This window comes from Paenibacillus sp. WC2504 (assembly GCF_052682475.1).
The window spans coordinates 6,345,565-6,357,043 of record NZ_JBQZFH010000001.1; the positions used below are offsets into that span (position 1 = coordinate 6,345,565).

An 11,479-nucleotide genomic window follows, 5' to 3' on the forward strand; every position below is an offset into this window, starting at 1 on the left:
TGTTATTTCCCCCCGGAAAGTCTTTTTTGTAAGATTCGGCTTGGTATGCTGACCAATAGATTAAAGATAAGTACAACGATCAGAAGCAGCGCGGCACTTCCCTTGGCAATGTCTTTCGCATCTGGCACAAGCGCTTCAGCACCTACATACCATAGATGAACGGATAACGTCTCACCCATGTTCAGCGGGTTGAAATCCGGGAAGAAACGGGAAACCGATAACCCGGCTGTGTAAATAAGAATGGCGGATTCACCTAATGCACGACCTGCAATCAGCGTGATTCCTGTAATCAAACTAGGCAGCGCTGCTGGAATGAGCACTTTACGGATGGCCTGCCATTTGGTTGAACCGAGCGCCAAGCTTGCTTCCCAATAGGACTCCGGAACCGTGCGGATCGATTCTTCCGTAACCCTGACCATAACAGGCAAATTCAGCAGGGCCACTGTCGCCGCGCCGCCTAGAATGGAAAACTTCAGCCCGAGCAAATTGGCAAAAAGCAAAAATCCGAACAATCCAAAAACGATGGAAGGTACAGAAGACAAAGCTTCAACGGATATACGGACAAGATCCGTAAACCAATTCTTTTGTGCATAAATCGCTAAGTAAATGCCTGAGAACAATCCGATTGGAATAGAAATCAGGAGAGATAAGATCAGGACGTAGAAAGAGTTGAACAATTGAGGCCCAACGCCCCCGCCAGCTTTAATTTCTTCCGGCTTTCCGAAGATGAAATGCCAGGACAGATGAGGAATGCCATCCCCTAATATCCGAAAGAGAAACCAAGCCAAAATCCCTATGATCACAATGCCTGACGCCCAAAAATATATCGTCGCAATCCGGTCCGTTGATTTACTTGTCATTTCACTTCACTCCTTTTTGCAACAATACGAATGATGATAATTAAGGATAAGGAGATCACAAGTAAAAGCAGCGCCATCATGTACAACGCATTGTTCCATGTTGATCCGTAATTTGTATTCCCCATGTCTTTCACGATGGCTGTTGTTAATACCGTTGTGGAATCCAGCAACGATTTAGGCATTTGAGGCGAGTTACCAATCACCATAAACACAGCCATGGTTTCTCCAATTGCGCGGCCCATCCCAAGAATGATTGCCGTTAAAATACCCGGTCTAGCTGCTGGCAGAAGTACGCGCCACATCGTTTGCCAGCGTGTTGCTCCAAGCGCTAGAGATGCTTCTTCCAAACGGCTGGGAAGTGCGCGAATAGCGTCCTCCGATATGGAAAGAATAGTTGGTAGAATCATAATCGCTAATATGATAGAAGCAGGCAGAATGCCGTAAGCGACATCGCCGGTTATTTTACCGATGGCAGGAACAATGACCGTCATCCCGATCAAACCGTAGACAACCGAAGGAATCCCTACGAATAAATCAGTCGCTGGACGCATGATTTCGCGCATCCATTTTGGAGCAATTTTTGCCATGAATAACGCGCCGGACAAAGCCAGCGGTACTGAGAAGACTACAGAAACGAGCGTCATCAACAAGGTGCTGTATAAGAAAGGAAACGCTCCGAATTTATTCGAACCTGGTGTCCAGTCCGTCGAGAAGAAAAACTCCAAAGGACTTACTCCCTGAAACGTTTTGATCCCTTGCATACCTACGAAAACAATGATAGAGAAAATAATCGCCGATACAAGAGCAGCACTAAGGACAAATACCCATCGCATGATGCTGTCTTGTCTATGTTGTCCTCGGGTCCATTTGGAAACAATTGGACGGCTTTTGCTGTCTGAACTCGCATTTGATAGTTTGTCTGCTACGGAATTCACTGGGTTAATCCCCCTTTATTTAATACCACATGCCCTAACATGTCATACAATTATGATAGGACATGAATGTCATTGCATCGTTAATGAATTGTAAAGGCAATGTAAAAGTTTATTAATTTGTCCTCTCTCACACGGCAAAAAGAGCGCCCGCATGATGCGAACGCCCTAGATGAGAGAACTAATTATTTTTTAAGCAAATCAGCAGGCAAGAATTTCAAGTCACGAACTTGTTTACCTTGGAATTCTTTTGTGGACATATATTCGATGAAAGCTTTAGCTGGATCTTTTGCTTCACCTTTTGTATACATGTGCTCAACACCAAACAGTTTGTAAGTACCGTTTTTGATGTTTTCTTCGGAGAAAGCTACGCCGTCAATTTTCAAAGCTTTAACAGTATCATCGATGTAAGGAGTATCTACATAACCGATGGAACCGGATTGACCAACAACAGCTGTTTTCATAGCACCGCTGTTTTCTTGTGTAATACCGTCTTTAGTGAAGTCTTTACCATCAAGAATGATAGTTTTTACAAGCGTACGGGAACCGGAGCTATCTGGACGGTGTACAAGAACGATTTTCGCATCGTTACCGCCAACTTCTTTCCAGTTTGTGATTTTACCCATGTAAATATCAGCTGCTTGTTGTTTTGTTACGTTGTCTACTTTAACATCTTTGTTAACGATGAATGCGAATGGAGCAATTGCTACTTGGTGGTCAACAAGACCTTTATCTTTATATTCAGCGCCTGGCTCAACGTCGGAGTTACCGATATCGGAAGTACCATCAGCTACGTTTTTAATTCCTGTTCCTGAACCACCAGCTGTAACGTTGATCGTTACTTTTGGGTTCTTTTCCATAAACTCAGTTGCCGCTTGCTTAACTAGTGGAAGCAATGCGCTTGAACCGGAAGCCGTGATTGTACCGCTAAGTTCTGTTTTAGGTGTATCAGAAGGCTTTGCAGACGCTGTAGCAGCTGTTGTTGCAGCAGGTGTAGCGGAAGCGCCATTTGTTTTTGTTTCTGTTTTTGCTCCGCATCCAACCAATGACCCCATCATTAATACCGCGGATAGTGTTAATGTAATTCCTTTTTTCGACATGAACTTGAACATAGTCAGCATGTCCTCCTTTTATTTTATGTTGCTTCTCTGGTTAGTTTCGATTTCCTTGTTTGTCCCTCGCAACTAACTTACAAATACATCGTAACAATCGAATGTAAAATCCAAACCCATGAAACGTAAACGTAATGTAAAACTTTTTCATAGGACTTTTGATAGAGTTGTATGGTTAATTTTACATCTTATTTACACAGTTCGACGCTTTAGTTAATAGAAGTCTCCTATATTTATAAGTAGAAACAAGAAACGCGTCATATCTTGTCTATTTATGGGGGGATGAATGTGAGCCGATTATTTTTCTTCAACATGACTATGCGTACCAAATTAATCGTCAGTTTCAGTGGGGTGCTCTTGATTTTTCTGGCTGTCGCTTATTTCAATCTTCATCAGGTTAGTCAAATCAAACAACATATGAATAATCAGAATGACAAGGTCGAACTCAAAGTGATGGCTTTGGAATTAAAGGAAATGGTCCAAGACATGAACATTATTGCTTCTGGATTGGAGATTTCGAAGAAACCCGAATACATATTTAAATACAATGCCAAACGCCAGCCTTTCAATGATTATATTAAAAAAATAGGAGATACCGCCGCTACGCCTGATCAGCTAAAATGGCGCAGCCAGTTAATCCAAGCCTCCGTTGACTACATTAATAACTTTGATTCTGCCGCTAAAATGATTCAAGTTAATAATGGTACGAGCACTAAGGATTTAGAAATCAACCTGATGTATCTCTACAATGAGTCTCAGGATCTGAAAAATGTGATCTTTGATCTAGTCGATAAGTTCTACGTGACCTATGCGGAGTCAGCTGATCAAGCCATCGTTTCCTCTACCAAAGCTTTGGACAGCACGAGTCTGGTTATGATGTACGCATCTATCGTTGTGCTTGTGATTACGGTTTTGATCGCTTTCTTCTTAATTCGTTCATTTATCCGTCCGATTCAAAAACTGCAAAAAGCCGTTTCGCTTATCGCGGCAGGAGATTTAACACATACGATAAATGCCACATCCAAAGATGAGCTGGGTCAACTCAGCCAAAGCTTCGATCATATGATCCGCCAGGTGCGTCATATGCTTTACGCTACGAAGCAAATCGCCTCTTCCTTAAGCGATCACTCGCATGAATTTCATCGTTTCTCCCAGCTTACGGCTTCCGCAAACACGGACATCTTGAAAGCGATCCATGAAATTTCACACGGGGCCGACGAGCAAGCCATTCAAACTGAGTCCAGCTCCCTGATCATTACAGAGCTGGAGGCAGAGATTCGGGACATTACCGCCTATACGTATGAAATGATAAAAGCGAGTGATGAAGCCGCAGCCGGTACGCTGCAAGGCACAGGTTATGTTCGTGCGCTGAAGGTTTCGTCCGAACAGTCGCAAGAGGTGCTGCATAAAGTTGATGCAGCCATGCAGACCTTAGCCGCCAGCTCGAAGCAGATTGGCGCCATCACACGTTCGATTACGGAGATATCGACGCAAACGAACGTCCTGGCCCTGAACGCTGCGATTGAAGCGGCTAGGGCTGGCGTGCACGGCCGCGGCTTCTCCGTGATCGCCGATGAGGTTCGTCAGCTGTCGCAGCAGACGAACGATTCGTCCAAGACGATCAGCGGCATTACACAGGTGCTGCAGAAACAAATCCAAGAGCTGCAAAGCTCTCTCTTGGAAGCAAAAGATTCTGCGGTTACCCAGAATCATCGTGTTGCAGACACGCTCAGCTCTTTCGAGAGCATCGAGCATTCCATGACCGGCATCAAGGAGCAGATTGAGCACATTCATTTGAAAATCGAACAAGCGCGTTCCAAGAACGATCAGCTTGTTGGCTCCGTTCAGTTCGTGGCGGCAATTGCCCAAGAAACAGCGGCTGGCGTGGAGGAAGTCAACTCCACTTCCATCCAGCAGGATGCGTCCATCCGCCGCATTGCGGAAGAGTCCGATGACATTCTCGCATTGGCAGACCGATTATTCACAGAAATCAGCAAGTTCCAGATCATTGAAACCGGTGAAGAAATGGCGAATGGTCAGGATAGTTCAGATACGGATCATACTCCTGGCGATGAAGGTACTGAATGTCATAGTGATACTGACGTTGATACTGACGGTGACGGACACAGCCATGAGCAAATTGAGACAGACTTCACAGTGACTAAAGAGGATGAAAACACTTTATCAAACTATGCCGATCATGCGAAGGAAGCTGAAACCGATACAAAGACAGCGGAAGCAAATTCGAAGGATAAAAAAGAGCCTGTACTTATTGGATAATCTAAAAAGTTGAAAAAAGAGGTTCTCCCCCGGTCACACGATGACTTTTGGGAGAACCTCTTTTTACTTTGTGCAGATTCACGGAGCCTGTCCAAAGCGCTAATGCACGAAACGCCCTTCCTCCGGCCTTGCAACTTCATCGAAATGGTCAGCCAAGTACGCTAATTGACTTGTCAGTTCCTCCCCGCGCATCGGTGTGCCATGCCCGGTCACAGCCAAGCTCGGGCGAAGGTCATTCAATTTCTTGACGGAGGATGCCGCGCCCTCCCAATCGGTCGTAAAATACTTCGGCGGACCGCTGATTTCCTGCGTCTGGAGTAGCACGCGGTAGAGCGACTCCTGTTTTACGGTGACAAAAGCATCGCCAGCGAGTAAGGAGCGGTCTTTTTCCCGGAAAAGCGAAATATGGCCTGGCGAATGGCCCGGTGTATGCATCCATTGCCATTCAGGCAGACCGGGAATGGAGCCATCGGCCTGTAACGCCTTTACATGATTCCCGAGATTGATGCCGTGATTCGGAAACAGCGGAGAAAGCTCACTCATGAGTCCCCCGTTCACGGTTGAATCCCCTTCGGGGTAATTCGCTTTTCCTGTTAAATACGGGATTTCCTGCTCGTGCGCGTAAACAGGCACATCCCAATGTTCAAGCAGTTCCGTAAGAGCACCGACATGATCAAAATGCCCGTGAGTCAAAATAATGCCCTGCGGCTTCGTCATTGTCCCAAAACGATCCTCCGCCAACTGAATGATGTTGTCTGCGGAATGCGGCATCCCGGCGTCGACCAGAAACCATGTCTTCGATTTACTTGTTGGATTGCCGATCAAACATATATTAACGAACTGAATACAGTAGCAATAAATATCTATGCTCACTTCGTGACCTTCCCCGCTTGATACCGTGGTTAACGGGATATGTGTATGCTCATAGGTGGACTCCAATTGTCTTGCTCCTTTTCAGGTGGATTTCTATTATCATCTCCTTTAGCGATTCGGATTATCTGAACAATCATAAGAAAGACCAACCTGCTTAGCGTTTAGCGCAGGTTGGTCTTTTTGTTTAAACTTTTTGCGGAAGCTTTCTAATAATTTCGATCTTCCGGATGCGGTTGGCATCCCTCTCCCGAACGATAAAGGTCAAATCCTCATAATCCCATGGCTCGCCTTTTTCCAGTTCAGGTTGCTTACTATACAGCCACCCGCCAATCGAATCAACTTCCTCATGATCCAGTTTCGTTTCAAGATAATGATTGACTTCATTAACGAGCGCGGTTCCTTTGATCAAGAATCGATTGGCATCCAGCGTTTCAATATCGCGCTTCTCATCCTTATCAAATTCATCACGAATCTCACCGACAATCTCCTCAAGGATGTCCTCAATGGTGATTAAGCCGGCCGTACCACCGTACTCATCCAATAGCAGCGCGATATGCACCTGTTCTTGCTGCATTTTCTTCAAGAGCTGCTTAATGGGCATGACATCAGGCACAGTCATAACAGGCTGCAGTAACGAGGTAAAATCACAATTAGGATTGTTATCATAACTTAAGAAAAACTGTTTGGTATTCACGATACCAATAATATGATCTTTATTCTCTTTGGCAACAGGAAAACGGGTATATTGTTCTCGCTTAATGATCTCCAAATTCTCTTTCAACGGTTTGTTCGCGTATAAGCAGACCATGTCGGTCCGCGGAACCATGATTTCACGAGCTAACAACTCATCAAATGTAAAAATTCGATCCGTGTAGCCGTATTCTGTTTTATTAATTTTGCCGCTTTGGTAACTTTCCTGCAGAATAAGGCGAATTTCTTCTTCGGAGTGAGCTTCTTCATGTTCGCTGGCTGGCTTCATTCCGAGCAATTTGATCATGCCATTCGCAGACCCGTTCAGCAGCCAAATGAATGGATACATGATTTTGTGAAAAACAACAATGATCGGTGCTGTTAGCACTGCGATTTGCTCAGCTTTTTGAATCGCAAGCGACTTTGGCGCAAGTTCACCAAGAACAACATGCAGGTATGTCATCAAAACAAAGGCGATACCAAAAGATAAAATGTGTGACAAGCTGTCACTCAAGGTTAATAGTTCGAATAAGGGGTGCAGCAATTTCTCTACCGTCGGCTCTCCTAACCAACCAAGACCGAGCGCTGTGATCGTAATCCCCAGTTGGCAGGCGGATAAATAAGCATCTAGATTTGTTGTTACTTTCTGTACGGCAAGCGCATTCTTATTACCTTCAAGTACCATTTGTTCAACCCGGCTGGGGCGAAGCTTAATGATTGCAAATTCGGTAGCCACGAAAAAAGCGGTTAATAATATGAGTAAAGCAATTAAAAATAAATTCAACAACATGGCAACTCATCCTTTGCGAAATGAATTATTCTTATAAACAGTTCTTATGAACTATTCTAATATAATATAATGAAACAGACAAAGTTTGTTTTAAGCCATAATCGATTATTTTTCACTTTATTGGGGGAAATCGTTTGCAGATGCCGTCCTTCTCATGAAATCTTTCCTTTTGACATGGCCTTAACCGTATTTTATTATAAGTTCATATGAACTGTTCAATCACAGACGAGGTGATGTCAATATGGAAACATTAACTTTTAGACGCAAAGATATGGCTGATTTAATGTTGTCTTTGAGTGGTCATCTAGAGAAATCACCTCTGGCTATCCTGCAAGACACATGGCGAATTCAGCATGAGAGTGATTTGGAGCAGGGAAAATCCATGTCTGCTTTTCTTTCAACGACGCTTCCTCCCCTAATTGAGAAAATGATCAAGTCGGAGATTAAGCCGGCTTTCTCCTTAAGCGATATCGTTGCACTCGGTACTCAAGTAGAGTTTACACAATTTAGTGTTACCTCTATTCAGAACTGGGTGAAACGTGATTTCAAAGAATTGATCGGACTTCCTGAGGATGGGAAGAAATACTCCCTTCAACAAGTCGCTTTGTTTTTCATCATCGAGGACCTGCGATCATCGTTGGACTATGACTCCATTCGCAAATTGTTCCATATATTATTTAGTTCTACGTCATATAACTGCTCAGAACAAACCATCACTCCCCTTAAGTTTTATTCGATCTATTCGGAGCTGTACGAAGTATTGGATGCACGATACAGGAATTACACGGGGAATAGTCAGGATTTCATCTCCAAGTGGGATCAAATGTTGGATGAGGCGGCACATGAGTATGCCGCTTCACATTGCCCGCATGCGAATGCCAAAGAGCAGGAGATGCTCAAAAATGCCATTCATGTAGCTATCATTTCCGTACATTCGTCTAGTTTTAACTCTTTGGCAAGACGATATGTGAACGGCATGGTATTTCTGCACAGTTTTAAATAATAATGGACAAAAAAGGCCAAGAACCCTATACATCGGTTCTTGGCCTTTCTCTTATAAACTTTATTTCGCAATCTCATCCGTTGCTTTAATGTTGCGCAGAATACTTACTTCAACCCTGCGATTCTGGGCGCGGCCTTCCGTTGTATCATTCGATGCAATGGGGCGATACTCCCCGTATCCGACTGAAGAGTACGAGGAAGGGTCGATTTTACCATTATTTAATAAGATTTTCATAAAATTAACGGACCGTTTGGCACTCAAATCCCAGTTTGTTTCAAAATCCGCGCGGTGAATCGGGATATTATCCGTGTGCCCTCCCACCTCAACCTGATAGCCCGGGTAATTCGCCAGCATGCCTGCGATGGAAACAGCCAGCTTCTGAGAATCTTGCTTCATGGTCGCAGAACCCGAGTCGAACAGCGCGCGATCACTGATGGTAATCGTCAGTTTCTCGTTATCCAGCTTCGTCGTTAGCTGCTCGTTCAACTGATTTTCTTTGATGAAAGCATCCATGCTCTTCTTCAGTTCTTCCAGATCCTTTTCTTCCTTTTGCAGCTTCGCAGCCAGTTGACTGTCTGTATTACTCGGCTCCTTTGGCGGCGGGTTCTGATTCTTGTTGTTGTTCCTGGTCGAGTTCGCCGCGTCGTCAATCGGGATTAAATTAGATACCGCGAATGGCGCTTCTCCACCCGTAAACGCATTATTCAAGGACCTCATAATCGAGTTGTACTTCTTTGAATCCAACTGACTGGATGCAAATAGAATGATAAAAAGAGCTAGAAGCAAAGTAAGCAAATCCGCATAGGGAATAAGCCAGGATTCATCAACGTGTTCTTCATGGTCCTCATGCTTCTTCTTTTTACTCACTGCGCGGCGTCCCCTTTCGCCTCTTCGTCATACGATGCGCGTTCGCTGTTCGCTACGAAGATCATCATTTTTTGCTTCACAGAGTTGGCGGATACACCGGACTGAATGGACAGTAAGCCTTCGACGACCATAAGTTTAATTTCAACTTCCTTCTTCGACTTTTGTTTCAGCTTGTTCGCGAAGGGGTGAAAAATAACATAACCAAGGAAAATCCCAAACATCGTGGCCACGAACGCAGCGGAAATCAAATGCCCCAGTTTCTCTACTTCGCTTAAGTTCCCAAGGGCAGCAATCAAACCTACAACGGCGCCAAGAACGCCAAGAGTTGGTGCGTATGTACCGGCTTGCGTAAAAATTCCCGCATATTTCTTATGTCTTGCTTCCATTTCTGCAATATCTTCAAGCAAGACATCGCGCACGAAATCAGGATCATTTCCATCAATAATGAGACGCATACCGCTTTTCATAAAAGGATCCGATAGCTCTTCCGCTTGCTTTTCCAGGGAAAGAAGGCCTTCACGGCGTGTGATGGATACCCATTCGATAAACGTATTGATCAGTTCTTTTTTAGGCATTAATTTTTGTTCGGTAAAAATAATTTTCAATAAGGTCGGAATCTTTTTTATTTCCTCTAATGAGAACGCGATAAACAGGGCTGAAGCGGTTCCTCCGAAAATAATAAGCGCAGCCGCGGGGTTTAAAAGCGCCACCAAACTTGCCCCTTTTAACACCATGCCCACACCAACCGAAATAAGTGCTAAAACAATTCCAATTAAAGATGATTTCTCCATATGACGACACCCTCTTTTCTCTAGTCATAAAAGCCTTGTAGCACGCATTCCAGAATTCGACAAAAATTCTGTCTTTGTACATAATGATAGGTTTATTTGCTATAAATTACAATCGTTTTCGAGAGAAAACTAGGACTATAGTCATGTATTTTTTGTGAAGATCAATGGGGAATGACGAAATCTGGCGTCTCTCTCTTACCTAATTTATACTTAAGGAGAGAATACTCCTGCTAAATTCGATATCAGCAAATCTGAAGGAAGTTGGTATGATCTGGCAGCCTTTGTGGAAACGATAGAAAAGAAACAAGCAATCTTCATACATAAGGAGAGATGAACGTGGAGAAACGAATATTCGGCCGGACGGGGCAGCAATTTCCGCTGCTCAGCTTTGGCGCACAACGCATCGTAGACGAGCATAACTGTACGGAAGACGAGGCTATTGCGATCGTGAATCGCGCGATTGACGAAGGCATCACTTATTTCGATACGGCACCGAGTTATTCAAAAGGGCAATCCGAAGAGAGGCTTGGCAAAGCCTTAGCGCTGCATGGCCGCAGAAATGATGTCTGGATTGCGACCAAAACGAACGACCGCACGAGAGACGGTTCTTTGAAGCTGCTCGAAGAAAGCCTGAAAAGACTGCAAACCGATCATGTAGAAGAATGGCGTTTGCACAATATCATGACCATGGAAGAGCTGGACAAATGCTTTGCCAAAGGCGGTGCTTTGGAAGCGCTGATTGAAGCGAAAGACCAAGGCTTGATCAAACATATCTCGATCAGCGGACACACGAATCCTCGTGTACAGCTCGAAGCCATCGACCGGTACCCGTTCGATAGCGCGCTTGTGGCTCTCTCCGCCGCTGACCACCTCGTATACAGCTTCGCACATGAATTCCTGCCGAAAGCGAATGAGAAAGGCATTGCCGTGATCGGCATGAAAGTGATGGCGCTTGGCAAGCTTGCTCCGTGGTACGAGAAGGCGCTGCAATACACGTTCTCTCTACCGATCTCCACGGCCATCGTCGGCATGGAATCGATGGAGCAGCTGGAACAGAACCTGTCTATCGCGAAGAGCTTCAAACCCATGACTGATCTTGAGCAACTGTCTTTCCTGAAGGAGATCATGCATCTGGCTAATCCGGATGTCCTGCGCTGGAAATCAACCGACTGGGTGTCGGGGGAATGGTACGTTCGTTAGATAGGCTCCAAGGATAAACACCTTCGTCGCCCTTTTAGGACGATCGCGTTTATCAAGGTAGATCGAAGCAAAAGTAAAGGA

The 11,479-nt window shown here is 44.7% G+C and carries 10 protein-coding genes; 3 read left to right on the forward strand and 7 right to left on the reverse strand.

From position 1 onward, the window contains the following. Positions 1-2 precede the first annotated feature (2 nt). The 3 genes from pstA to ACUN27_RS28680 form a co-directional block, all read right to left on the reverse strand. Positions 3-860 carry a phosphate ABC transporter permease PstA gene (gene pstA, locus ACUN27_RS28670; RefSeq protein WP_315954273.1) on the reverse strand — a complete coding sequence of 286 codons (858 nt, stop codon included), beginning with the start codon at positions 858-860 and terminating at the stop codon, positions 3-5. Next, positions 857-1,795, reverse strand: coding sequence for a phosphate ABC transporter permease subunit PstC (gene pstC, locus ACUN27_RS28675; RefSeq protein WP_181646701.1), 939 nt, complete (start codon positions 1,793-1,795; stop codon positions 857-859). Before pstC ends, pstA begins: the two co-directional genes overlap by 4 nt. A gap of 182 nt (positions 1,796-1,977) precedes the next feature. After that, entirely contained in the window at positions 1,978-2,904 is a 927-nt protein-coding gene (locus ACUN27_RS28680) for a phosphate ABC transporter substrate-binding protein (protein WP_445560002.1), read from the reverse strand. 312 nt (positions 2,905-3,216) lie between these two features. On the opposite strand from ACUN27_RS28680, the gene ACUN27_RS28685 reads away from it, so the two are divergent. Further along, a complete protein-coding gene (locus ACUN27_RS28685; RefSeq protein WP_445560003.1) occupies positions 3,217-5,184 on the forward strand; it encodes a methyl-accepting chemotaxis protein in 1,968 nt (655 codons plus the stop codon). Positions 5,185-5,283: 99 nt separating this feature from the next. On the opposite strand, the gene ACUN27_RS28690 is transcribed toward ACUN27_RS28685, so the two are convergent. Next, on the reverse strand, positions 5,284-6,123 hold the full coding sequence (locus tag ACUN27_RS28690) for an MBL fold metallo-hydrolase (RefSeq protein WP_315954276.1): 840 nt from the start codon (positions 6,121-6,123) through the stop codon (positions 5,284-5,286). A 118-nt stretch (positions 6,124-6,241) separates the two neighbouring features. Next, a complete protein-coding gene (locus ACUN27_RS28695) occupies positions 6,242-7,537 on the reverse strand; it encodes a hemolysin family protein (protein WP_315954277.1) in 1,296 nt (431 codons plus the stop codon). A gap of 241 nt (positions 7,538-7,778) precedes the next feature. Between ACUN27_RS28695 and ACUN27_RS28700 the strand changes: the two genes are divergently transcribed. Beyond that, positions 7,779-8,540 (forward strand): DUF1836 domain-containing protein, encoded by a 762-nt coding sequence (locus tag ACUN27_RS28700; RefSeq protein WP_315954278.1) that lies wholly within the window; start codon positions 7,779-7,781, stop codon positions 8,538-8,540. Positions 8,541-8,600: 60 nt separating this feature from the next. Here the strand turns inward: ACUN27_RS28700 and motB are convergent, their stop codons facing one another. Beyond that, entirely contained in the window at positions 8,601-9,407 is an 807-nt protein-coding gene (gene motB / locus ACUN27_RS28705; RefSeq protein WP_315954279.1) for a flagellar motor protein MotB, read from the reverse strand. Next, positions 9,404-10,198, reverse strand: a complete 795-nt coding sequence (motA, locus tag ACUN27_RS28710) for a flagellar motor stator protein MotA (protein ID WP_315954280.1) — start codon at positions 10,196-10,198, stop codon at positions 9,404-9,406. Before motA ends, motB begins: the two co-directional genes overlap by 4 nt. Positions 10,199-10,534: 336 nt before the next feature. Between motA and ACUN27_RS28715 the strand changes: the two genes are divergently transcribed. Next, positions 10,535-11,398, forward strand: coding sequence for an aldo/keto reductase (locus ACUN27_RS28715; RefSeq protein ID WP_315954281.1), 864 nt, complete (start codon positions 10,535-10,537; stop codon positions 11,396-11,398). Positions 11,399-11,479 lie beyond the last annotated feature (81 nt).

Coding starts and splice junctions, on each gene's coding strand:
- pstA (WP_315954273.1), bottom strand. CDS start 860: ATGACAAGTAAATCAACGGACCGGATTGCGACGATATATTTTTGGGCG.
- ACUN27_RS28680 (WP_445560002.1), bottom strand. CDS start 2,904: ATGTTCAAGTTCATGTCGAAAAAAGGAATTACATTAACACTATCCGCG.
- ACUN27_RS28685 (WP_445560003.1), top strand. CDS start 3,217: ATGACTATGCGTACCAAATTAATCGTCAGTTTCAGTGGGGTGCTCTTG.
- ACUN27_RS28695 (WP_315954277.1), bottom strand. CDS start 7,537: ATGTTGTTGAATTTATTTTTAATTGCTTTACTCATATTATTAACCGCT.
- ACUN27_RS28700 (WP_315954278.1), top strand. CDS start 7,779: ATGGAAACATTAACTTTTAGACGCAAAGATATGGCTGATTTAATGTTG.
- motA (WP_315954280.1), bottom strand. CDS start 10,198: ATGGAGAAATCATCTTTAATTGGAATTGTTTTAGCACTTATTTCGGTT.